General features: G+C 62.0%; 23 protein-coding genes and 1 pseudogene. 16 read left to right on the top strand and 8 right to left on the bottom strand.

The genetic code is table 11. The features are described from left to right. Positions 1-55: 55 nt before the first annotated feature. Genes urtB through OIM99_RS04870 form a run of 13 tightly spaced genes read left to right on the top strand, consistent with a single transcriptional unit; the run spans position 56 to position 9988 of the window. Positions 56-1660 carry an urea ABC transporter permease subunit UrtB gene (gene urtB, locus OIM99_RS04810; RefSeq protein ID WP_409371471.1) on the top strand — a complete coding sequence of 535 codons (1605 nt, stop codon included), beginning with the start codon at positions 56-58 and terminating at the stop codon, positions 1658-1660. Continuing rightward, positions 1657-2796 (top strand): urea ABC transporter permease subunit UrtC, encoded by a 1140-nt coding sequence (gene urtC / locus OIM99_RS04815; RefSeq protein ID WP_311849190.1) that lies wholly within the window; start codon positions 1657-1659, stop codon positions 2794-2796. Before urtB ends, urtC begins: the two co-directional genes overlap by 4 nt. A 4-nt stretch (positions 2797-2800) precedes the next feature. Continuing rightward, positions 2801-3565: an urea ABC transporter ATP-binding protein UrtD gene (urtD, locus tag OIM99_RS04820; RefSeq protein WP_311849191.1), complete on the top strand. Its 765-nt coding sequence runs from the start codon at positions 2801-2803 to the stop codon at positions 3563-3565. An 11-nt stretch (positions 3566-3576) separates the two neighbouring features. After that, on the top strand, positions 3577-4272 hold the full coding sequence (gene urtE, locus OIM99_RS04825) for an urea ABC transporter ATP-binding subunit UrtE (protein ID WP_311849192.1): 696 nt from the start codon (positions 3577-3579) through the stop codon (positions 4270-4272). Beyond that, positions 4247-5107, top strand: a complete 861-nt coding sequence (locus OIM99_RS04830; RefSeq protein ID WP_311849193.1) for an urease accessory protein UreD — start codon at positions 4247-4249, stop codon at positions 5105-5107. The genes urtE and OIM99_RS04830 overlap by 26 nt, the downstream gene beginning before the upstream one ends. A gap of 37 nt (positions 5108-5144) precedes the next feature. Beyond that, positions 5145-5447 (top strand): urease subunit gamma, encoded by a 303-nt coding sequence (locus tag OIM99_RS04835; protein ID WP_311849194.1) that lies wholly within the window; start codon positions 5145-5147, stop codon positions 5445-5447. A gap of 11 nt (positions 5448-5458) precedes the next feature. Then, on the top strand, positions 5459-5764 hold the full coding sequence (locus tag OIM99_RS04840; protein ID WP_311849195.1) for an urease subunit beta: 306 nt from the start codon (positions 5459-5461) through the stop codon (positions 5762-5764). A 7-nt stretch (positions 5765-5771) separates the two neighbouring features. Further along, positions 5772-7484 (top strand): urease subunit alpha, encoded by a 1713-nt coding sequence (ureC, locus tag OIM99_RS04845; RefSeq protein WP_311849196.1) that lies wholly within the window; start codon positions 5772-5774, stop codon positions 7482-7484. 40 nt (positions 7485-7524) lie between these two features. Next, the gene (locus OIM99_RS04850; RefSeq protein ID WP_311849197.1) at positions 7525-7821 is read left to right on the top strand and encodes a putative quinol monooxygenase; all 297 of its coding nucleotides are present in this window, start codon (positions 7525-7527) and stop codon (positions 7819-7821) included. 6 nt (positions 7822-7827) lie between these two features. Then, entirely contained in the window at positions 7828-8421 is a 594-nt protein-coding gene (locus tag OIM99_RS04855; RefSeq protein WP_311849198.1) for an urease accessory protein UreE, read from the top strand. Continuing rightward, positions 8414-9106: an urease accessory protein UreF gene (locus OIM99_RS04860; protein WP_311849199.1), complete on the top strand. Its 693-nt coding sequence runs from the start codon at positions 8414-8416 to the stop codon at positions 9104-9106. Before OIM99_RS04855 ends, OIM99_RS04860 begins: the two co-directional genes overlap by 8 nt. Continuing rightward, the gene (gene ureG / locus OIM99_RS04865) at positions 9103-9726 is read left to right on the top strand and encodes an urease accessory protein UreG (protein WP_311849200.1); all 624 of its coding nucleotides are present in this window, start codon (positions 9103-9105) and stop codon (positions 9724-9726) included. The genes OIM99_RS04860 and ureG overlap by 4 nt, the downstream gene beginning before the upstream one ends. Positions 9727-9751: 25 nt before the next feature. Further along, positions 9752-9988 carry a tautomerase family protein gene (locus OIM99_RS04870; protein WP_311849201.1) on the top strand — a complete coding sequence of 79 codons (237 nt, stop codon included), beginning with the start codon at positions 9752-9754 and terminating at the stop codon, positions 9986-9988. Here the strand turns inward: OIM99_RS04870 and OIM99_RS04875 are convergent. Next, positions 9985-10680, bottom strand: coding sequence for an SDR family NAD(P)-dependent oxidoreductase (locus OIM99_RS04875; RefSeq protein WP_311849202.1), 696 nt, complete (start codon positions 10678-10680; stop codon positions 9985-9987). The two genes, OIM99_RS04870 and OIM99_RS04875, sit on opposite strands and share 4 nt — an antisense overlap. A gap of 33 nt (positions 10681-10713) precedes the next feature. Beyond that, positions 10714-11649, bottom strand: coding sequence for a D-2-hydroxyacid dehydrogenase (locus OIM99_RS04880; protein ID WP_311849203.1), 936 nt, complete (start codon positions 11647-11649; stop codon positions 10714-10716). 138 nt (positions 11650-11787) lie between these two features. Here OIM99_RS04880 and OIM99_RS04885 point away from each other — a divergent pair, with 138 nt between their 5' ends. Further along, on the top strand, positions 11788-12675 hold the full coding sequence (locus OIM99_RS04885; protein ID WP_311849204.1) for a 3-keto-5-aminohexanoate cleavage protein: 888 nt from the start codon (positions 11788-11790) through the stop codon (positions 12673-12675). A gap of 22 nt (positions 12676-12697) precedes the next feature. On the opposite strand, the pseudogene OIM99_RS04890 reads toward OIM99_RS04885, so the two are convergent. The 3 genes and pseudogenes from OIM99_RS04890 to OIM99_RS04900 form a co-directional block, all read right to left on the bottom strand. Beyond that, positions 12698-13890: pseudogene (locus OIM99_RS04890) on the bottom strand (IS481 family transposase). Positions 13891-14107: 217 nt separating this feature from the next. Beyond that, positions 14108-14782 (bottom strand): RraA family protein, encoded by a 675-nt coding sequence (locus OIM99_RS04895; RefSeq protein WP_311849205.1) that lies wholly within the window; start codon positions 14780-14782, stop codon positions 14108-14110. Positions 14783-14902: 120 nt separating this feature from the next. After that, positions 14903-16171: a Rieske 2Fe-2S domain-containing protein gene (locus tag OIM99_RS04900; RefSeq protein WP_311849206.1), complete on the bottom strand. Its 1269-nt coding sequence runs from the start codon at positions 16169-16171 to the stop codon at positions 14903-14905. A gap of 152 nt (positions 16172-16323) precedes the next feature. On the opposite strand from OIM99_RS04900, the gene OIM99_RS04905 reads away from it, so the two are divergent. After that, positions 16324-16851: a hypothetical protein gene (locus tag OIM99_RS04905; protein ID WP_311849207.1), complete on the top strand. Its 528-nt coding sequence runs from the start codon at positions 16324-16326 to the stop codon at positions 16849-16851. 191 nt (positions 16852-17042) lie between these two features. Here the strand turns inward: OIM99_RS04905 and OIM99_RS04910 are convergent, their stop codons facing one another. From OIM99_RS04910 to OIM99_RS04920, 3 genes are read right to left on the bottom strand one after another with little or no spacing between them, the layout of a single operon-like run. Then, positions 17043-17456, bottom strand: a complete 414-nt coding sequence (locus tag OIM99_RS04910; RefSeq protein WP_311849208.1) for a Rieske (2Fe-2S) protein — start codon at positions 17454-17456, stop codon at positions 17043-17045. Further along, a complete protein-coding gene (locus OIM99_RS04915; RefSeq protein ID WP_311849209.1) occupies positions 17453-18553 on the bottom strand; it encodes an amidohydrolase family protein in 1101 nt (366 codons plus the stop codon). Before OIM99_RS04915 ends, OIM99_RS04910 begins: the two co-directional genes overlap by 4 nt. Continuing rightward, positions 18553-19647 (bottom strand): amidohydrolase family protein, encoded by a 1095-nt coding sequence (locus OIM99_RS04920; protein ID WP_311849210.1) that lies wholly within the window; start codon positions 19645-19647, stop codon positions 18553-18555. Before OIM99_RS04920 ends, OIM99_RS04915 begins: the two co-directional genes overlap by 1 nt. Positions 19648-20027: 380 nt before the next feature. On the opposite strand from OIM99_RS04920, the gene OIM99_RS04925 reads away from it, so the two are divergent. Then, on the top strand, positions 20028-21797 hold the full coding sequence (locus OIM99_RS04925) for an iron ABC transporter permease (RefSeq protein WP_311849211.1): 1770 nt from the start codon (positions 20028-20030) through the stop codon (positions 21795-21797). Positions 21798-21799 lie beyond the last annotated feature (2 nt).

Raw genomic sequence — 21799 nt, forward strand, 5'->3', positions numbered from 1 at the left:
CCGGACCCCACGATTTTCAAGTTCATGCAAGTTCAAGCGGCGAAGAGGCCGGTCCATGCTGCGAAACGCTCGGCTCCTGGCCGCATTCCTTTCGATGATTTTCTGGGCGGCGCCGCTGGCGCCGGCGCTGAGCGCCGAGATCAGCCAGGCGACATTTAGCCGGCTGGCCGCCGACGACTTCAGCGAAACGGCCACAGCCATCGATGAAGTGGCGGCTTCAGGCGCGTCCAATGCCCAGGCGATCCTGGAAGCGCTCGGTTCGGCGCGCCTGTTCTTCGATCCCGCGAGCAAGAAGATTTACATCGGCGGCTCCGGCACGGTGACCGAAGCGGCGACCGGCGCCAGCCTCGCCGCGCCTGCCGGCTTGCAGACCGTGCGCGTCAACAACCGCCTGCGCCGCGCCATCGAAAATGCGCTCGGCACACTGACCTTGCTCTCCCCCGATCCGGCGAAACGCCGCGCCGCCGCCGACGCATTGTTCAAATCGCGCGATACCAGCGCCTTGCCTGCGCTGGAGAGCGCCTTGAAGGCCGAACAGGACGCGGGTGTGCAGAAACTGTTCTCCGAGGCCCGCGCGGCCATTCTGCTCGGCCAACCCGACACGCCACGTGCCGACATCATCGATTCCATCGCGCTGCTCAAGGCGCGCGGCGACATCAGCGCCATCGCCACCTTGCGCTCGCTTTCCGACAAGGCAGCGCCCGATCTGCGGCAGATGGCCAATGATGCCGTCGCCTCGATCGAAAATCGCCTGAAGATGCTGAGCTATGTGCAGAACGTCTGGTATGGCCTGTCGCTCGGATCGGTGCTGCTGCTCGCAGCCATCGGTCTCGCCATCACCTTCGGCGTGATGGGCGTCATCAACATGGCGCATGGCGAAATGGTGATGATCGGCGCCTATACGACCTTCGTCGTGCAGGACCTGATCCGCACGCGTGCGCCGCATCTCTTCGACTGGTCGCTTCCCATCGCTTTGCCACTCGCCTTCCTCGTCGCCGGCCTTGTCGGCATCGCCATTGAGCGCGGCATCATCCGCTTTCTCTATGGCCGGCCGCTCGAAACCCTGCTCGCCACCTGGGGCGTCAGCCTGATCCTGCAGCAGGCGGTGCGGTCGATCTTCGGCCCGAACAATCGCGAGGTCGGCGCGCCGTCCTATATGTCCGGCGCCTTCGATTTCATGGGCCTCTCCATCACGTGGGGCCGCATGTGGATCATCGTCTTTACGCTTTGCGTCTTCTTCGCTTTGCTGGCGGCGCTGAAATGGACGTCGCTCGGCCTTTATATGCGCGCCGTCACCCAGAACCGCCGCATGGCCGGGGCCATGGGCATTCGCACACCGATGATCGACGCTCTGACCTTTGGTCTGGGTTCAGGTCTTGCCGGCATTGCCGGCGTCGCGCTGTCGCAGATCGACAATGTCTCGCCCAATCTCGGCCAAAGCTACATCATCGACAGTTTCATGGTCGTGGTGTTCGGCGGTGTCGGCAATCTGTGGGGCACTTTGGTTTCGGCCATGGCGCTCGGTGTCGCCAATAAATTCCTCGAACCCTTCGCCGGCGCGGTGCTGGCGAAGATTTTCATCCTCGTCCTGCTGATCCTGTTCATCCAGAAACGCCCGCGCGGTCTGTTCGCGCTCAAGGGAAGGGCCGTCGAAGCATGATCACCAAAGCCATCGTCTCTCGCTTCGACGGAATGGGTTTGATTTTTCTGGGCGTGATGGCGGTGGTCGCCATTTTCGTGCCGCTGTCGAATCTGTTCATTCCGGAATCCTCCTTTCTGCATGTACCCACTTATGTGATGGCGCTGGTCGGCAAATACCTGTGCTACGCCATCCTCGCCATTTCGCTCGATCTGGTTTGGGGTTATTGCGGCATTCTCTCGCTCGGCCACGGCGCCTTCTTCGCGCTCGGCGGTTATGCCATGGGCATGTATCTGATGCGCCAGATCGGCTCGCGCGGCGTCTATGCCAATCCGACCCTGCCGGACTTCATGGTGTTCCTGAATTGGAAGGAGCTGCCCTGGTTCTGGTACGGTTTCGATAAATTCCCCTTCGCCTTCCTGATGGTGCTGTTCGTGCCGGGACTGCTCGCCTTCGTCTTCGGCTGGCTCGCCTTCCGCTCGCGCGTCACCGGTGTCTATCTGTCCATCATCACCCAGGCGATGACCTACGCGCTGCTACTCGCCTTCTTCCGCAACGACATGGGCTTTGGCGGCAACAATGGTCTGACTGATTTCAAGGACATTCTCGGCTTCAACGTGCAGGCGCAGGGCACGCGCGCCACCCTGTTCTTCCTGACGGCGCTGACGCTGATCCTCGTCTATCTGATCGGCCGCTGGATGGTGACGACCTCCTTCGGCAAGGTGCTCGTCGCCATTCGCGACGCCGAGAGCCGCACGCGTTTTCTCGGCTACCGCGTCGAGCACTTCAAGCTGCTGGTGTTCACGGTGTCAGCGGCGATGGCTGGACTGGCCGGTGCACTCTACGTGCCGCAGGTCGGCATCATCAATCCCTCGGAGTTCTCGCCGGCCAATTCGATCGAAGCGGTGATCTGGGTGGCGGTCGGTGGACGCGGCACCTTGGTCGGTGCCGCCGTCGGCGCTGTGCTCGTCAATTTCATGAAGTCGGTCTTCACCACCGGCTTGCTGGCGCCCTATTGGCTGTTCCTGCTCGGCGCGATCTTCATCGGCGTCACCCTGGCGCTGCCCAAGGGCATCGTCGGCACGCTCAACGACCTGGCCGGCAAATGGCGAAGAAGACCCGCGCAGGAAGCCGGCGTTCCACGGCTGGCGGAGTGAAGTCATGACCAGCGAGAAAGCCCGCGAAACCCAGGCCCTGCTCTATCTCGACGGCGTCAGCGTCAGCTTCGACGGCTATAAAGCCATTCGCGGCCTGTCGCTTTACATCGAGCCCGGTGAAATGCGGGCGATCATCGGCCCCAACGGCGCCGGCAAGACGACGATGATGGACATCGTTACCGGCAAGACGCGACCGGACGAGGGCGAGGTGCTTTTCGACCGCGGCAAATACGATCTGACCAAACTGGACGAAACCGCCATCGCCGAACTCGGCATCGGACGCAAATTCCAGAAACCGACCGTGTTCGAAAGCCATACGGTGGCCGATAATATTCTTCTCGCGCTGAAAGGCCCGCGCACCGCCACCGCCTCGCTCTTTGGCTGGCGCAACCGCGTCCATAAGGACCAGGTCGACGCCATTCTGACCACCACCGGATTGATCGACCATCGCGACCGCATGGCCGGCGTCATCTCGCATGGTCAAAAACAATGGCTCGAAATCGGCATGCTACTGGCACAGGATCCAGCCATTCTGCTGGTCGATGAGCCGGTGGCTGGCATGACCGACCATGAGACGGAGCTGACCGCCGAACTGCTGACCGAGATCAACAAGGATCATTCGGTCATCGTCGTCGAACACGACATGGCCTTCGTGCGCGCGCTCAACTGCAAGGTCACCTGTCTGCACGAGGGCTCCGTGCTCTCGGAAGGTTCCATCGACAAGGTGGCCGGCGACGAGCGGGTCATCGAAGTCTATCTCGGACGCTAGGAAACAATGGCATGCTGACGGTAGACTCCATCGATCTTTCCTACGGCGCGGCGAAAGTGCTGCGTTCGGTAACGGTCGCGGCCGAGACGGGCCAAGTCACCTGTGTCCTCGGGCGCAACGGTGTCGGCAAGACCTCGCTTTTGCGCGCCATCACCGGCCAGCAGCCGATCGGCGCCGGGCGCATCACACTCGATGGCGCCGATATTTCGCGTCTTGCGCCCTACGACCGTTCGCGCCGGGGTATCGGCTATGTACCGCAGGGCCGCGAAATCTTTCCCCTCCTCAGCGTGAAGGAAAATCTCGAGACCGGCTTTGCCGGCGTAGGACGCGGCGAAAAATACATTCCCGACGAAATCTTCGACCTCTTCCCGGTGCTGGGGCAGATGATGCACCGGCGCGGCGGCGACCTCTCAGGCGGCCAGCAGCAGCAGCTCGCCATCGGCCGGGCGCTGGTGACGCGGCCGAAACTTCTGGTGCTCGACGAACCGACCGAGGGCATCCAGCCCTCCGTCATCAAGGACATCGGCCGCGCGATTGACTATTTGCGCCGGAGCGGAAAGATGGCCATCCTGCTTGTCGAGCAATATTTCGATTTCGCCCGCGAACTGGCCGACCGTTTCGTCGTCATGGAGCGTGGTGAAGTGGTCATGGCCGGCGGCGCTGCCGAGCTCGAGGGGGATGATGTCCGCAGACGGATTGCGATCTGAAGCGGAACAGGCGGTCGATCCTCTCGCTGGCATCCGCGCATTCGGACGTATCGATCTTTCCGTTCAGAACCGGAACGGCATGACGATCCGGCAGCGCGTAAGAGAAGAAGGCGCTTTCCGCATACGCTTCCCGCGCGAGCGGCTGAACCGGCTCGACGCCATTCTCGTCAACGTGGCGGGCGGCGTCGCCGGCGGCGATCACTATCAGGTGCAAGTGACGGCGGGCGCCGGCACGCGCACGGCGCTTTCGACTGTCGCCGCCGAGAAGATTTATCGCAGCGCCGCCGACGTCGCCCGGATCGACGTGTCGCTACGGCTTGACGGCGATGCACAACTGTTCTGGCTGCCGCAGGAAACGATCATTTTCGACCAAGCGCGACTGGCGCGGCGCATCGACGTGGACATGGCGCCCACGGCGCGGCTGACCTTCTGCGAGGCGACCTATCTCGGCCGTACCGCCATGGGCGAAAGCGTGCGCGAGATCGATTGGCGCGAGGCCTGGACCTTGCGTCGCGGCGGACGGCGGATTTTTGCCGAACGTTTGCGCCTGAACGGCGACGCCACTCAGGCGCTCTTGAGCAAAGCGACGGGCGCGGGCCTGCGCTCCATGGCGACCTTGATCCATGTGGCGCCGGATGCTGACGCTTTATGCGAACCACTGCGCGAACGCCTGGCGAGGCATTCCGCCGATCGCTGCGAAGCGGCTTTGTCGTCCTTCGACGGCATGCTGATCGTCCGCATGATCGCCTGGCATGGCCACGATATCAGGCAGTGTCTGGTCGACTGCCTGTCCATTTTTCCCGGCGCGGATCTGCCGCGCTCCTGGCAAACGTAAAAAATCGGCAAACCTAAAATGATGATTGGGTGAAACAATGAATCTGACACCGCGAGAAAAGGATAAGTTGCTCATCTCCCTCGCCGCCATGGTGGCGCGTGGCCGCCTGCAACGGGGCGTGAAGCTCAATCATCCGGAATCCATCGCGTTGATCACCGATTTCGTGATGGAGGGTGCGCGCGACGGACGCTCCGTCGCCGATCTGATGGAAGCGGCCGCCCATGTGGTGACGCGCGATCAGGTGATGTCCGGCATCTCCGAGATGATCCACGACGTGCAAGTGGAAGCGACTTTCCCCGACGGCACCAAGCTCGTCACCGTTCACAACCCCATCCGTTGAGGGAGGCGACCATGATCCCAGGCGAAATCATTACAAAACCGGGCGACATCGTCTTCAACGAAGGGCGCGAGACCGTCACGTTAGCCGTTTCCAACACGGGCAACCGGCCGATCCAGGTCGGCTCGCATTATCATTTCTTCGAAACCAATCCGGCTTTGTCCTTCGACCGCGCCAAGGCACGCGGCTTCCGCCTCGATATCGCCGCCGGCACCGCCGTGCGCTTCGAGCCGGGACAGACCCGCGACGTGCAGCTCGTCGCCTTGGCCGGAGACCGCCAGGTCTTCGGCTTCCGCCAGGCCGTGATGGGAAAATTGTGAGGCAGCCATGAGCAACAAGATTTCGCGCGCCGCCTATGCGGATATGTTCGGCCCCACCACCGGTGATCGCATCCGGCTCGCCGATACGGAACTGTTCATCGAAGTGGAGAAGGATTTCACCACCTATGGCGAAGAGGTGAAGTTCGGCGGCGGCAAGGTGATCCGCGACGGCATGGGCCAGTCGCAATTGTCGCGCGCGCAAGGCGCCGTCGATACCGTCATCACCAATGCGGTGATTTTAGATCACTGGGGCATCGTCAAAGCCGACATCGGCCTGCGCGACGGCCGCATCGTCAAGATCGGCAAAGCCGGCAACCCAAGCATCCAGCCCGGCGTCGACATCATTGTCGGCCCCGGCACGGAAGTGATCGCCGGCGAAGGCAAGATCATCACAGCTGGCGGTTTCGACAGCCACATCCATTTCATCTGCCCGCAGCAGATCGAGGAAGCGCTGATGTCAGGCGTCACGTCCATGCTCGGCGGCGGCACCGGCCCCGCGCATGGCACCTTCGCCACCACCTGCACCCCCGGCCCCTGGCATATCGCCCGCATGATCGAAGCGGCCGATGCCTTTCCGATGAATCTCGGTTTCGCCGCCAAGGGCAATGCCTCGCTGCCCGCCGCGCTCGTCGAACAGGTGCGGGCCGGTGCCTGCGCCATGAAGCTGCATGAGGACTGGGGCACGACGCCAGCCGCCATCGACAACTGCTTGTCCGTCGCCGACGACATGGACGTGCAGGTGATGATCCATTCCGACACGCTGAACGAATCCGGCTTCGTCGAGGACACCATCGCCGCCTTCAAGGGCCGCACCATTCACGCCTTCCACACGGAAGGCGCGGGCGGCGGCCACGCGCCCGACATCATCACCGTTTGCGGCCTGCCCAACGTGCTGCCGTCGTCGACCAATCCGACACGGCCGTTCACCGTCAACACGCTCGACGAACATCTCGACATGCTGATGGTTTGCCACCATCTCGATCCTTCCATCACCGAGGATCTAGCCTTCGCCGAAAGCCGCATCCGCAAGGAGACGATCGCCGCCGAGGATATTCTTCATGACATCGGCGCGCTGTCGATGATGTCGTCGGACAGTCAGGCCATGGGCCGCGTCGGCGAAGTGATCATCCGCACCTGGCAGACCGCCGACAAGATGAAGCGGCAGCGCGGGCGCATGAAGGACGAGACCGGCGACAACGACAATTTTCGCGCCAAGCGCTATGTCGCCAAATATACGATCAATCCGGCCATCGCCCATGGCGTGTCGCGCCATATCGGCTCGGTGCAGGAAGGCAAGCTCGCCGATCTCGTCGTCTGGTCGCCGGCCTTTTTCGGCGTCAAACCGGATTGCATTCTCAAAGGCGGCGTCATCGTCGCCGCACCGATGGGCGACCCCAATGCCTCGATCCCGACGCCGCAGCCGGTGCATTACCGGCCGATGTTCGGCGCCTTCGGCCGCGCCATCGCGTCGCATTCGGTGACATTCGTCTCCGGCGCCGCTGTTGCCGACGGTCTGGCGGCCCGGCTCGGCGTTGCCAAACCCATGGTGGCGGTGGAAAATACGCGTTCCGGCATCTCCAAGGCGTCGATGATCCACAATGGCGGGACACCGAAAGTCGAGGTCGATCCGGAAACCTATATCGTGAAGGCGGACGGGGAAGTGCTCGTTTGCGAGCCGGCGAAAGAACTCGCCATGGCGCAGCGATATTTCATGTATTGAGGTGGCGGTTGGCGAGAGAACCAACCGGTTTGGAGGCGACGTGATTTATGTGATTTCAACGGCTCACCTGAAACCCGGCACGCAGGCACAGGCCGTGGCGGCAGCCAAGCCCTGCCTGGCCGAGACGCTGAAGGAAGACGGCTGCCTGTCCTATGACCTACACGTCAGCGTCAGCGATCCGGACAAAGTGGTTTTCGTCGAGCGCTGGGAATCCCGCGATCACCTGGCCGCCCATACCCGCACACCACATTTTCTCGCCTGGCGCGCCGCGGCCGCCGACTTCGTCGCCAACCGCACGGTGGAAGTCATCGACCCGGCTCAGGTTACAGGACTGTAGACGCACATGATCAAAGCGAATTTCATCAGCAGTAAGGGATCGTGGCAGGCCAAGGCGGCCGATACGATCGTGCTCGACTACGAGGGCCGGCATCGCCGTCGAGTGGTCATGCAGGGCGTGCGTGGCACCGAATTCCTGCTCGATCTGCCGGAAGCCGTAATCCTGCGCAACGGCGATGCCCTGGTGCTCGAAGACGGGCGTTTGGTCGAGATCGTCGCCGCGCCGGAAGAACTGGCGGAAGTGCGCTGCGGCGATGCCAGGCAGTTGGCGCGCGTCGCCTATCACCTCGGCAACCGCCATGTGAATGTGGAAGTGCTGGCCAATCGCCTGCGCATCCGCCGCGACCATGTGCTGGAAGAGATGGTGCGCGGCCTCGGCGCCAAAGTCGCCCATATCGAAGCGCCGTTCGAGCCCGACAGCGGCGCCTATGAGGCCGCCGAATCCCATGGTCATCATGTGCATGGGCATGATCATCAACACGATCATGGCCACCATCACGGCCACGATCACAAACATGATCACGCGCACGACCATGATCATGGTCACAAGCACGGGCATGATCACGACCATCATCACGGACACAAACACGCGCATGACTGACGCGATCGGCTCCGCCGGATTGGATTTGGCGCTCCTGGCTTGGGCCTCGCCGGCTTATCCGGTGGGGGCCTTCGCCTATTCCCATGGGGTGGAATGGGCGGTCGAGAGCGGCGATATCACCGACGGTGAGAGCCTGCATGCGTGGCTGACGGATATTCTGACCGCAGGCAGCGGCCGCAACGACGCCATCCTCTTCGTCGCGGCCTGGCAGGCCGCGCGGAGAGACCCTGCCGCTCTCACTGACATCGCCGAACTCGCCATCGCTCTTGCGGGCGCCAGCGAGCGGCGGCTTGAAAGCCTGCAACAAGGCGCGGGTTTTCTCGCGGCGACGCGCGCCGCCTGGCCGAGCCCGAAGCTCGAAGCCTGCGCGGCCGCTTTCGGCGCCGACACCGTTTATAGCGTCTGTTTTGCCGCTGCCGTGGCCGCCCGCGGTCTGTCGCTGCGCCCGGCGCTCGACATTTATCTTTCCACCTTCCTGTCCAACATCGTCTCGGCCGCCGTGCGCCTCAGCACCATCGGCCAGACCGAGGGACAGAAGATCATCGCCCGTTTGTCGACGGCAATCGGCCCGCTCGCCGATGCGGTCGAACACGCGACATTGGACGATCTCGGCGGCCATGCTTTCCGCGCCGATCTCGCGGCCCTGCACCATGAAACCCAATATTCGAGGCTTTTCCGATCATGAGCACCAACGGACCCTTGCGCGTCGGCATCGGCGGACCTGTCGGCGCCGGCAAGACGGCGCTGATGGAAGCGCTCTGCAAGCGCTTTCGCGACAGCTATGACATCTGCGCCATCACCAACGACATCTATACCAAGGAAGATGCGCGCATCCTGACCGTCGCGGGCGCGCTGCCGCCGGAGCGGATCATGGGCGTGGAGACCGGTGGCTGTCCGCACACCGCCATCCGCGAGGATTGCTCGATCAACCTGCATGCGGTGGCGGAAATGCGTGGGCGCTTTCCGGCGCTTGATGTCATCCTCATCGAATCCGGTGGCGACAATCTCGCCGCCACCTTCAGCCCGGAACTGGCCGATCTCACCATCTATGTGATCGACGTCGCCCAGGGCGAGAAGATCCCACGCAAGGGCGGCCCCGGCATCACCCGTTCCGATCTTCTGGTGATCAACAAAATCGATCTGGCACCGCTCGTCGGCGCCGATCTGTCGGTGATGGACAGCGACACCAAGCGCATGCGCGGACAGCGCCCCTATGTGTTCACCAATATGCGGGATGGAACAGGTCTCGCGCGGATCGCTGAATTCATCGAACGGCAGGGCGGACTGGCCGCTGCCGCCGCTTAATTAAAACAACGGGTGAGGAAACAACATGCCGCAGGTCATGGTGCGCCATCTCGCTGGCGTTTTCACGCGCGAGCAGCAGAACCAGCTCATGGACGATATCGTCGAAGCCTTTGTGCGCGCCGGCGGCGAAGGCATTCGCCCCACCGTCAACGTGACGGTGGAGGAGGTGGCCGACGGCCTGTGGTCGGTCGGCGGCACCAAGCTGACGATCGCCGAGATCGAGCGGCGGCGCGCCGAACGACGCGCGGCGGGTGGGAGTTAGAGCCACTCCGCAAACGTGCGGACGTCGATTTCATTGCTCCAGGCGGCGCGCGGCTGCATGTGCAGTTGATAATAGGCCTCGGCGATGCCATCGGGCGCGACCAGGCGATTGTGATCGGCGTTGGCGGCGCGGGTGCGGGCTGAATCGATCGGCCCGTCGATGGCGATATGGGCGACGTGCAGGCCCTTAGGTCCGAGATCGCGGGCCGCCGCCTGGCTGAAAGCGCGCAAGCCGCTTTTCGCCACCGCCATGGCACCAAAGCCGGCCCCCGCACGCATCTGCGCCGCCGAGCCCGTAAACAGAATGGTACCGCGCCCACGCGCGATCATGTTCTTCGCCACGGCCTTGGTCAGATGGAAAGCCGGCAAACAGCCGGCCTGCCAGATGGCGGTGAATTCTTCCGCGCTCAGGTCGATGACGGGAGCGATTTTCCAGGCGGCCGAATTGGCGATGGCGACTTCGACCGGCCCGGACTCGCGCTCGACCTTGTCGACCAGAGCGGCCACCGCCGCGCCATCGGTGGCATCCACCTGATGGCTGGAGATGTGATCATCGCCGGCGAAGAGACCTACGAGACGTTCGCCATTGCGCGCGGCGGCGGCAACACGTAGCCCGCCGGCACGGAAGCGCCGCACCAGCGAGGCGCCGAGCCCTGCACCAACTCCGAGAATGAGCGCTGTCGGCTCAGCCATCGTTTCCTCCTGTTCTTGTGAAGCGATGCGACCTTATCTGACGATATTGATCATGTCAGCCGCGCGCCCTTCGGTGAAGCAAGTGAGATTATGCGAAACGATCGGCAGTATCTGCTTGGCAAACACATCGCTCATGCCGCCGATGCGCGGCGTGATGATAACATTCTTCATATCCCAGAGCGGGCTTTCATCCGCCGGCGGCTCCTCCTCGAACACGTCGAGGCCGGCACCGCCCAGCGTTCCGTCTTGCAGACGTTTGACTAAGGCCTTTTCATCCACCACCGGTCCGCGCGCCAGATTGATGACCATGCCGCCGCGTTTCATCGCCGACAGCACGCCGTCGTCGATCATATGGCGGGTGCGTTCGCTCAATGGCACGAGGACGATGAGGAAATCGGCAAGGTTGGCCGCTTCCTGCAATTGCGCGCGCGGCATCAGCCGGTCGAAACCCGGCGCGCTGGCGCGGGCATCGCTGATGCCAATGACCGTCATGCCAAAGGCCTTGCAGCGCGCCGCCATATCTTCGGCAATCGGGCCGATGCCGACGAGAACCGCCGTCTTGCCGAGCAGCAGTTTCTGCGGCCAGCGCTGCCAGACATGGGCGCGCTGATTGGCCTGCATGGCCGAAAAATCGCGCGACAAGGAAATCATATAGAGGAAAGCCAGCTCAGACATCTGCGGACCATGAATGCCGCGGCCGGAGGTGATGCGCACATCCGGCTGCAAAGCCTTGAGGCCATGCAGATGATCGACGCCGGCGGTGAGCGAGCAGACATAACGCAGGCGCGGCATGGCGGCGAGGAGTTCGTCGGTCACGTCATGGGCCAGAGCGACGAGGACTTCCGCATCGCGCGCGAGCGGAAGTCCCGCAGCCGCATTGGGCGCGGCGAGGATCGAAAGCGCCGGGCAAGCGCGGCGGACATCGTCGGCGACGATGTGAATACCATCTTCAAGGATCAAAACGGACATGGATTAAACCTCTGGAGAGGATGGCGAATGTAACGACAACGAACCTGCCCGAACAGCCGCCCACGATGCGGCACTGGCGCCCGCCCTTGATCCCGTTATAGTCACGGTATCCTCGATGGATCGCGAGCGGAGGGCAGCATGGCGAACAAGGTTATCGTGACGATCGCACCAACCGGCGGCATGGCGAGCAAGAAGCAGAACGCTAATATCCCGACGCAGCCTGCCGAAATCGCCGAGGATGTCTATCGCTGCTACAATGCGGGCGCTTCCGTCGTCGCGGTTCACGCGCGGCGGCCCGACGATCAGGCGACGTGCAATCCGGAAATCTACCGCGACATCAACCGGCGCATTCGCGAGAAGTGCGATATCGTCATCAACAATTCGACGGGTGGCGGCATCAACGGCGACATGGTGCGCGAGGACAATGGCTATCCGGAGATCATCTGGGAGGAGCGGTTGAAAGGCATGGAAGCGGGCGCTGAGATGTGCACGCTCGATGCCACGACCATCATCGCCAGTTTCGATGGCCGCGAAATTCTCATGCATACCGGGCCGGAGCGCTGCCGCTTCCTGGCCAAGAGCATGATGGATCGCGGCATCAAGCCGGAATGGGAAGTGTTCAGCCCGACCCATCTCCTGCAGGACGTGACATCCTGCATCGAAGCCGGGCTCGACAAGCCGCCCTATTTCATCAATTTCGTTCTCGGCGCCGATCGCGGCTTCCAGGGCGCCATGCCCTATACGCCGAAAGTGCTGTCGCAGATGGTCGACCTGATGCCGAAACAGGCGGTGTTCAACGTCAGCGCCATCGGCCCGTCGCAATTGCAGGCCGGCGTCATGTCGATGATGCTCGGCGGCCACGTGCGCGTCGGCCTGGAAGACAATCTCTATTATTCGCGCGGCCGGCTCGCCAATAATCTCGAGCTGGTGGAACGCATGGTGCGGATCGTCCGCGAAATGGGCTATGAACCGGCGACACCGGACGAGGCGCGCGAGATTATAGGCCTGGAAAAGGTGGCGGCGTAAGTTGCGAAACGCAACCTCGGTGTCATCCCGGACGCCGCAGTGTAAAGACCGGAGACATCCCTGACATGTGTTCGGACACATCCCTGACACTCATTCTGGGGTCTCAGGCTCGTTAAGATCAATGCTGGCGATCTGATGGGCACCGAAGCAGATAGCGTATTGGCCGTCGTGTCCGCGCGGGCGAATGGCGACGTTTTCGCCGACAAAAGCGTCTGATACGGGCCAGGTGCGGCCCTTGAACTGAACGCGTCCTCGCGAGGGATCGACTTTGCGGACGATCTCGCCCTCATCGTATTGTGGGCTGGGAAGCGTCCTGGGAAAAGGCCGTCTCGAAGGGCGATAGCGCTCGGCTGGCGTTGCCAAGCCAAGCGCCTGATGAGGCCGTTCCCGATTGTAGACGTGCCGCCAGCGATCGAAGATAGCCTGCGTGTGGGCCTGATCGCGCAAGTTCACCAGATTGAACACCTCGGCGCCCAGTGTGCGATGGAAGCGCTCGTTCTTGCCGCGTCCTTGGGGATGATAGGGCCTGCTGTAAATGGTCATGATGCCCATTTTGAGCAGCCAGACCCGCAAGATCGTCCACTTGCCCCCGCCCCAGGGCGGGCCGTTATCAACGTAGATGGCTTCGGGCAGGCCATGGTGGCGAAGAGCCATTTCCAGGCGATTTTGCACAGTTTGGAGCTGCTGATTGAGGCAGGCCCCCAGTTCCACCGCAAACCGGGAGTGGTCATCGATAATGGTCAGGGCGTGCATATATTCGCGATTGACCAGTCGGGTTCGTCCCTTGAAGTCCATCTGCCACAAGTCGTTGGGCGCGCTCTTCTCGAAGCGTTCAAAGTCCCGTCCAGGTCTGTCGGGAATGATGCGGCCATGGCGTTGCAGAACCGCATGGATGCTGGAGACCGCCGGTGGCTCGATGCCGGAACGGCGCAGAATGACGGCGATTTTGCGGGCCCCCCAGGCGGGGTGGGCATCGCGCACCTCAAGAATCTTCTCTTCCAGACGCTTGGCCATCCGGCGGGGGCTATCGAGAGGCCGACGTGACCGATCGGCAAAACTCTCTTCCCCCGCGCCATGCCGGCGCAACCACAAATGACCCGTCTGGCGGCTGATGCCAAAGCGATCGCACAACGACGACACGTTCGCCCCTTCGAGCGAAGCCAGCATTACAAACTCTCGGCGCTGATCTTCCACCGACACCTCCAGCCATCCCATTCTCATGCCTCCTGCCGCTCGGCAGGAGTGTCAGGGATGTGTCCGAACAAGTGTCAGGTATCTATCCGGTCTCTACAGCAGGCGATCCGGGAGCCAGGGGCGTGTGGTAGAGCCTGACGAAACGCACGGCATCCGACATAGCCACTTTTGACATCGCAGCGGTTGCCCCTGGATCCCGGATCACGCTGCGCGTGTCCGGGATGACACAGAGGCAGTCCTACTTCTTCTTCAGCTCTTCCAGCATGTGCTCGTAATTGCCGCCCATGACTTGGGATACCGGCATGCCGGCATAGACGGCGGCGGCCATGTCGTCGCTGCGATCGCGGATCTGCTCGGCGCGCGACAGCACGTCTTCGATGCTGGCGGCGGGAATGACGACGCAGCCGCTGCGATCGACCGCGATATAGTCGCCCGGATGCAAAGTGAGATCGCCGAAGGCAATCGGCGTCTGGCATTCGGCTTCATAGATGCGGCCGCGCGCCGTGCGGCAGGTCTGCGTGCGGGCGTAGACCGTGTAGCCGATGCGGTTCGACTCTTCGATATCGCGCGCCGGACCGTCGATGACCGTGCCGGCGATGCCACGCACCTGGGCGGCACGTGCGAGAATCCCGCCCCAGGCGGCCGCATCGATGCCGGTGCGCTGTTCGATGGCGATGATGTGATCGGGACCGGCGGCTTCCACGGCCGTCGTGCACAAATGCCGGGGCTTGGCCGAGGGCGGCGCATTGCCGGCGACCAGTTTAACCGTCACGGCACGGCCGGCGATCGGCTTGCCGGCGCTGGCCTGGAACAGGCCGGTCACCGCCGGCGGCAGGCCCAGCGCGTCCACCGCGTCGGAGAGATCGCAAATATCGAGGGCGCGCAACCGGGCGATGTAACTGTCGAGAGCCATTTTTCTTCCTTCGTTATGAATTCCCAAAGCCATCGCGTCGAAACGCGACGGCCCATGCCGCTGTTCTGGCGCATCTGCGCACATTTGACCAATGCCAAAGCGCGAACGCTGGCGGCTGGCCTACCAGCGGGCCATGGCGTCTTGGGCAAAGCGGCTCTTCCAGTCGACATCTTGCGGAACGAGGTCGTCATGGGCGCGGATATGGCCGTGGGTGGCAGGATCGAGGCCCTTCAGGCGTTCGCCGCGCTCGACGACACGGGTCGCCTCCAAAAGCAATCGGCGCACGGTGACAATGGCCTTGTCCGTGGAGCCTAAGAATTCGCGGGTCCTATCGACAATCGGCCCCATGCCTTCCTGCAAGGCGAAATCCTGCGTGTTGACGCCGCGAATACCCGAGAAGACGCCGCGCTTCTGCAAGTCGCGATCGATCGCGAAATCGTTCGTCATGTTCAGCTTCAACTGATAGGTGCCATCGACCAGATGTTCCGGGCCACGGCCGGATCTGCGCTCATAGTCGATCGCATAATCCTCATCGATCGGCGTCGAGGCATCGTATGAATACATGAAATTATACACCCAGGTGTGTTCGTCATCGATGGGCATCCAGAGATGACCGTCGATCTTCGGCACTTTCGGGCGCTTGCCGGTATGGCCGAGCACATTGCCGCGCATCTGCTGCGCCGGCATGATGTATTGATAGAGGCGGATATAGCGTTGACCGTCGCCGACATGGCGCGTCGAAACGTAGTTATAGCCATAGTCGGTGACATCGACATCGAGACGCGGCGCGCCATCGGCCGCCGCTAAAGCCATCGAATGATCGGTCGTGTCACGGTGTAGGAACGAGACATGCGCGGTGTCGAGACCGCCTTCCAGGCCCTGCATATAGTTGCAGGATTCGAAGGTCTTGGAGACAAAGCGATGGGTCGCCGGCGCGCGCAGCCATTCGTAATCCGGCTCCGGCGGCTTCTCGGCCAATGGTCCCATATAGATCCAGATCACGCCGCCCTTTTCGCAGGTTGGATAGGCGGTGAGTTTGACGCGGGCCTGCAGCGGCGTGCCCGCCGGTTCCGACGGCATGTCGACACACCGTCCCTGCCGATCGAATTTCCAGCCGTGGTAAACGCAGCGAATGCCGCGTTCCTCATTGCGTCCGAAAAAGAGCGGCGCACGACGATGCGGGCAAAACGCCTCGACGATCCCGACAACGCCGTCGCTGTCGCGAAACGCCAGCAGGTCCTCGCCGAGAAGACGCACGCGCAACGGCGCACCATCTTTCTCGATCAATTCCTCGGAGAGGAGCGCCGGCTGCCAATAGCGCCGAAAGACTTCGCCCATGGGTGTTCCCGGGCCGATGCGCACCAGCCGCTCGTTGTCTTCCTTCAGCATTTCCTGGCCCTTATATTGATGTTTTATTTGCCGGATTTTTGACCATTTGCGGGGCCAACGCAATGGACTTGCCGGCAAGCCTTTCAAACCCCATGCCTTTCAAAGCGCAGCGGGCGGGACTAGACTGGCGACAAACACAAAGGGAGGTCGCCATGGCCTATACGCTGCAGGAATTCTGCCGGGACAGCCACGACATTCTGGCGGGAAATGTGCCGCTTCAGCAACGGATCGACGCGGTGGCGCAAAAGCTCGGTGACCTCTTGCTTGAAGCGGATTTCGTCGCCAGCACATTCAGCGCCGATACGCCGCCCGGCCGTCGCGAACTCTTTCACGATCCCGAACTCGATTTTTATGTCCTCGCCCATGTGCAGGAGGGCGGCAAACGCGGCTCGCCGCATTCGCACGGCACATCCTGGGCGATCTATGGCAATGCCACCGACCTCACGCGCATGCGCGAATTCCGCCGCGTCAATCCAGACGGCGAGGAAGCCTGGATTCTCGAACAGACCGGCGAATATGACATGCGCACCGGCGACACCAAGGCCTATGGCCCCGGTCACATCCATTCGACGGAACATCCGCAAACCTGCTGGGTGGTGCGCGTCACCGGCACAGATCTCGATCAGATTCCGCGCTACCGTTTCCGCAAGCTGCGTGACCGGGTTCTGGAGAAGACCTGACTGGGTGGCGGAAAGCCTTCCGTGTCATTCCCGACGCGCCGAAGGCGCGAGTGGGAATCCAGAGCTAGTGGTAATACATTGCACGATGACCGCGTTACAGTTGCGACCGGCATTCTACCACTCGCCCCTGGATTCCCGCTCAGCCGCTGCGCGGCTGTCGGGGATGACACCGAGGATTGAAGCAAACGAATTCAGATGTCGATGACGATATATTCTTCCTCGACTTTCACGGGGAAGCTTTCGGCGACATAGGGGCCTTTCACCAGGGTCTCGCCCGGCGCCACATCGACCTTGAACTGACGCACGCGCATCGACTTCGGATCGCACCAGGATTGTCCCGTGCGGATCTCGAATTCCCAACCGTGAAACGGACAGCGCAGGAATTCGCCCTTGCGCTCCAACCGGTATTTATTGGGGCCATCGGATAGAGCGAGGCCGGTGATGAAGCCTTTGCACAGATCGGCGCCCGCATGCGGGCAGCGGTTGGCAAGCGCATAATAATCGCCGGCGACATTGAAGACGCCGATTTCGCGTCCACCCACTTCGACGATCTGACTGGAACCTGGCGCGATGTCCTGCGCCTTCGCAACAACGTGACGGGTCATGACAGTTGATACAAAGCCTTGGCGTTGGCGCGGAAAATCTTCTCGCGCTGTTCATCGGTGAGACGAACCTTGATGACCTGACGCGGGTCGTCGAAATCCCAATGCGGATAATCGGTCGAGAACATGATGTGATCCCAACCGATCCAATCGAACATCTGGATGATGTCCTGCGGATTCTCAGGCTCTTCCATCGGCTGGGTGGCGAACCAGAAATGCTCGCGCATGTATTCGGACGGCGGCCGCTTGATATGCGGCGTTTCCTTGCGCATGCGCTCCCAGATGCGATCCATGCGCCAGCCCAGCGCCGGCGCCCAGCTGAAGCCGGATTCGATCATGGCGATGCGCAGCTTCGGGAACTGCTCGAACACGCCTTCCATCACCAGGCTGACGGCGGCCGCCTGCGAGCCGGTGGTGAAGGTGTGGTGTTCCTGCATGTAATAGGTCGGCCAGCCGGCGCCAGACGAGGGATTGCCACCGGGCACGGCCGCCGGATGCAGGCCGATCGGCAGACCGGCCCGTTCGGCCGCGGCAAAAATCGGCCAATAGCGGCGGCGGCCGATCGGCTCACTGCTGCGTGGCGAAATGATCACCTGCGCGAAGCGGCGGTCGCCGGCGCGCTTCTCGATCTCGGCGACGGCATGTTCGGGATCCTCGCCGGTGACGACGATGCCGGCCCGCAGGCGCGCGTCGCGCTCGACCCAATCGTGCAGCTGCCAGTCGTTGACGGCCGACGACAGCGCGCGGGCGAACGGCTGATTGCGCTCTTCCATGCCGCCCTTGCTCAAGGCCACCAGCATGCCGAATTCAACGCCATTGGGATCGAGATGCTGGCGCTTCATCAGGTCATAATCGGAGCCCGGCGGGCCGCCCTGAGGCGGATAGGCATCGGCACGCTGGCCGGAAGCCATCATGCGCGGCCACATGATCTGCTCGGTCATGCCCTGGCGGACGTGGGCGCCGAAGCTCTCGATATGCTCCTGCCAGACTTTCGGCAGATAAGGATAGAGATCCTTGGCCGAGCGCTGGATCGGATGAATGTCGCAATCGACGATCATCAGGGTTTGGGACGCTTTCTGGGCGCGTAGCGGAGCGTTCATTACACGGTCTCCTTCGTATCCGGGGCCTCGACGGTGGCGAGCCGCGGGAAGGCGGCACGCGGATTGTCGATGGCGATCTTACGCAACAGCTCGTGGCTCAAACCTTCCGGCAGCCCGTTGTCGCCGTCGAAATGCCCGTGCGGGTAGTCCGACGAATAGACGATCATGTCGTCGCAGGCGATCTGCTCGAAAATCTTATTCAGAATCTTGGGATCGCGCGGCGCATCGACCGGCTGCAAGGTGAGGCGGACGTGCTCGCGGATGATTTCGGCGGGCACCCGGTCGAGCCAGGGCACTTCGGTGCGCACACCGCGCCAGGTCTTCGACGTCCGCCACAGGAAGGTCGGCATCCAGGTGAAGCCGGATTCCATACAGACGAGTTTTAGCCCGGGAAACTTCTGGAACACGCCTTCCGCCAGGAAGCCGACGATCAGGTTCTCGAAGGCACTGCTTTGCAGCATGTAGTCTTCGCTCTGATAGGAGGGCCAGCCGGCGGCGGTGGGCGGATTGCGATAGGTCGAGCCGGCATGGACGGCCAGCGACAGACCATAACGCTCGCAAGCCTCGTAGATCGGCCAGTAGATGCGGCGACCGAGCGGGCTGTCCCCCATTACCGGCAGCAGCACCGCAACGAAGCGCTTGTCGCCGGCGCAGCGCTCGATCTCTTCGACGGCGAGGGCAGGATTTTGGGCATGGACGAGGATCGACGCGCGCAGGCGCGGATCGCGGTCGAGCCATTCCTTGGCCACCCAGGCATTGATCGCTTTGCAGAATTCGGCGCCCATATCCTCGTTGAACAGGGCCATGGCGCCATGCATCGTATGGCAGATGGCGCCCGACAAACGGCCAGGATCAAGTACGTCGGCTTGCAGCGCGGCCAGACCCGTCGGCCGGCCCGGCGCCGCGCGCCAGTCGTCACGCACGGTGAGCGGCGAGCGCGGCGGATAGCTCGTCAGATTGAAGCCGACACGATCGATATAGCGCGTGACAAGCTGATCGCTCCAATAGTCTGACATATAAGGCAGGAGCGTCGCGACATTGGGAACGCTCAGGTGCACATCACAATCGATGGCACCCTCCAGCGGCAGTTTCATCCTTCTCTCCGTTGCGCCGGGTCGAGCCGGCTCATTCTTTTCTTGGCCGCTATCCTATCACCAGCTCGTTATAGGCGGCGATTATATCGTTTATTAGAAACGATTATATCGCTGACTTGCAGTCGGTGACCGTGCCTTATTTGCCTTTAATTATACCGCATCCAGCGCGCTACGCCTAATGCATGTGACTTGTCATATTGAACGCGGGACGTGTCCCAACACTCGATGCTTGCGGTGCAAGGGCTTTTATCGCCTTGCCATGTAAGGTAGTTTTCGCTTATCCGCTTTCCAGCAGAGCGGCCCGAGCACAAGAACTCAGTTAAAAGCCGTTTTCGCAACGCATCTGGAAATCGGCGTGGGGAACCGCGAGAGGGTAGGACATGACTGATAACACAGCGGGAACGCTGCGAGGCTCGAAGCTTGCAGACAAACCGCTCGCCGGGCCCAATTCATTGGCGTTTCGGCTCTCGCGCTATTTCACCGGTCGCGACGCGGCGGTACTGACTCTCGTTCTCATCCTTGGGTTCCTGGCGGTCTATCCGCTCGCAATGCTGTTTTACGGCAGCTTGCATTCGACGCCGCCAGGCATGGCCGGCGAGTTCAATCTGGATGGCTATCGATCCATCTTCACCGCTTCCAACATGGTGGTGCTGCTCAACACCGTCGGCATCTCGCTGGCCAAGACCATTCCGGCTTTGCTGATGGCCGTGCTGCTTGCCTGGATCGTAGCGCGCACCGACACGCCCTACCGCGACAAGCTGGAAGTGCTGATCACCTTGCCCTTCTTCGTGCCGCCGATCCTCACCGCCATGGCCTGGGGCATGCTCGGCAATCCGCAAGTCGGCCTGCTCAACCAAGTATGGAAATGGGCGACGGGTTCGCAGACATCGATCATCAACGTTTATTCTTATGGCGGCGTCGTCTGGCACATGATCCAGTATTCGACGCCGTTCCTGTTCCTGTTCATCGTCGACATCTTCCGCGCCATGGATCCGTCGCTGGAAGAATCGAGCCGCATGTGCGGCGCCTCGCGCTGGCGCACGTTCCGCAACATCACCTTGATGCTGATGCTGCCGGCGCTGACCAATTCCTTCATTCTCAGCTTCATCCGCGGCATCGAGAGTTTCGAGTCACCCTTGTTCTTCGGCACTCCGGCGAAGATCACGGTGATCACCACGGAGATCTATAATTCGATCAACCATCGCGCGACGCCGGACTATCAATATGCCACCGCGCTCAGTTTCGCGATCATGGCTCTGATGTTCATCCTGGTGATCTGGCAATGGCGTCTGCTGCGCGGCCGCACCTTCTCCACGGTGACCGGCAAGGGCTATGCGCCCAATGTCATGAAGCTCGGCAAATGGAAGTGGGTGACGTTCGGCTTCTGCATCCTGTTCTTCTTCATCACCGTGGTGCTGCCGATCGGCCAGCTCGCCATCGGTTCGTTCTTCCGCTTCTTCGGCTTCTACTCGCGCGACATGCTGACGCTCGAACATTATTCCGCCGTGCTCGGCAATGCGGAAGTGTGGCGGGCGTTCAGCAACACCATGCTGCTTGGCCTGATCGGCGCGACAGCCACCATGGTGCTGGGTTCGGTGGTCGCCTATGTCTCGATCCGCACGCGCTGGCGCGGCCGCCGGCTCATCGATGCTTTGGCCTGGCTGCCGTGGATGATGCCCGGCATGGTTCTGGGCATCGGCTTCCTGTGGGCCTTCGCCATGCTGCCCGGCCCGATCCCGATCTACGGCACGATCTGGGCGCTGCTGTTGGCTTATATGGCGCTCGGGACGCCGGTTTCCGTCCGCGTCATGACCAGCGCCTATGCGCAATTGTCCTATGACCTGGAGGAATGTTCGCGCGTCCATGGCGCCTCATTCTTCCAGACCTTGTGGCGCATTCTCATCGCGCTCGCGTGGCCGTCCTTTGCCGTCGGCTGGGTGCTGGCCTTCTTCGGCATCATGCGCGAATTGTCGGCCTCGATCCTGCTCTATTCCGTCGGTTCGGAAGTGCTGTCGGTGGTGCTGCTGCGATTGTGGTCGAACGGTCAGGCGGAACAGGTCAGCGTCATCGGCCTGTTCATGATGCTGCTGGTCATCCTCTTCCGCTGGGCGCAATTGCGCTTCATCAAGAATCGGATCAGCACGCTGTAGTC

This window comes from Methylocella sp. CPCC 101449, from assembly GCF_031921685.1.
Lineage (GTDB): Bacteria > Pseudomonadota > Alphaproteobacteria > Rhizobiales > Beijerinckiaceae > Terripilifer.

Coding starts and splice junctions, on each gene's coding strand:
- ureG (WP_311849200.1), top strand. CDS start 9,103: ATGAGCACCAACGGACCCTTGCGCGTCGGCATCGGCGGACCTGTCGGC.
- ureC (WP_311849196.1), top strand. CDS start 5,772: ATGAGCAACAAGATTTCGCGCGCCGCCTATGCGGATATGTTCGGCCCC.
- OIM99_RS04905 (WP_311849207.1), top strand. CDS start 16,324: ATGGCCTATACGCTGCAGGAATTCTGCCGGGACAGCCACGACATTCTG.
- OIM99_RS04920 (WP_311849210.1), bottom strand. CDS start 19,647: ATGAAACTGCCGCTGGAGGGTGCCATCGATTGTGATGTGCACCTGAGC.
- OIM99_RS04870 (WP_311849201.1), top strand. CDS start 9,752: ATGCCGCAGGTCATGGTGCGCCATCTCGCTGGCGTTTTCACGCGCGAG.
- OIM99_RS04880 (WP_311849203.1), bottom strand. CDS start 11,649: ATGTCCGTTTTGATCCTTGAAGATGGTATTCACATCGTCGCCGACGAT.
- OIM99_RS04835 (WP_311849194.1), top strand. CDS start 5,145: ATGAATCTGACACCGCGAGAAAAGGATAAGTTGCTCATCTCCCTCGCC.
- urtB (WP_409371471.1), top strand. CDS start 56: ATGCTGCGAAACGCTCGGCTCCTGGCCGCATTCCTTTCGATGATTTTC.
- OIM99_RS04860 (WP_311849199.1), top strand. CDS start 8,414: ATGACTGACGCGATCGGCTCCGCCGGATTGGATTTGGCGCTCCTGGCT.
- OIM99_RS04830 (WP_311849193.1), top strand. CDS start 4,247: ATGTCCGCAGACGGATTGCGATCTGAAGCGGAACAGGCGGTCGATCCT.
- OIM99_RS04885 (WP_311849204.1), top strand. CDS start 11,788: ATGGCGAACAAGGTTATCGTGACGATCGCACCAACCGGCGGCATGGCG.
- urtD (WP_311849191.1), top strand. CDS start 2,801: ATGACCAGCGAGAAAGCCCGCGAAACCCAGGCCCTGCTCTATCTCGAC.
- OIM99_RS04840 (WP_311849195.1), top strand. CDS start 5,459: ATGATCCCAGGCGAAATCATTACAAAACCGGGCGACATCGTCTTCAAC.
- OIM99_RS04900 (WP_311849206.1), bottom strand. CDS start 16,171: ATGCTGAAGGAAGACAACGAGCGGCTGGTGCGCATCGGCCCGGGAACA.
- urtC (WP_311849190.1), top strand. CDS start 1,657: ATGATCACCAAAGCCATCGTCTCTCGCTTCGACGGAATGGGTTTGATT.
- OIM99_RS04895 (WP_311849205.1), bottom strand. CDS start 14,782: ATGGCTCTCGACAGTTACATCGCCCGGTTGCGCGCCCTCGATATTTGC.
- OIM99_RS04875 (WP_311849202.1), bottom strand. CDS start 10,680: ATGGCTGAGCCGACAGCGCTCATTCTCGGAGTTGGTGCAGGGCTCGGC.
- OIM99_RS04925 (WP_311849211.1), top strand. CDS start 20,028: ATGACTGATAACACAGCGGGAACGCTGCGAGGCTCGAAGCTTGCAGAC.
- OIM99_RS04855 (WP_311849198.1), top strand. CDS start 7,828: ATGATCAAAGCGAATTTCATCAGCAGTAAGGGATCGTGGCAGGCCAAG.
- urtE (WP_311849192.1), top strand. CDS start 3,577: ATGCTGACGGTAGACTCCATCGATCTTTCCTACGGCGCGGCGAAAGTG.
- OIM99_RS04915 (WP_311849209.1), bottom strand. CDS start 18,553: ATGAACGCTCCGCTACGCGCCCAGAAAGCGTCCCAAACCCTGATGATC.
- OIM99_RS04910 (WP_311849208.1), bottom strand. CDS start 17,456: ATGACCCGTCACGTTGTTGCGAAGGCGCAGGACATCGCGCCAGGTTCC.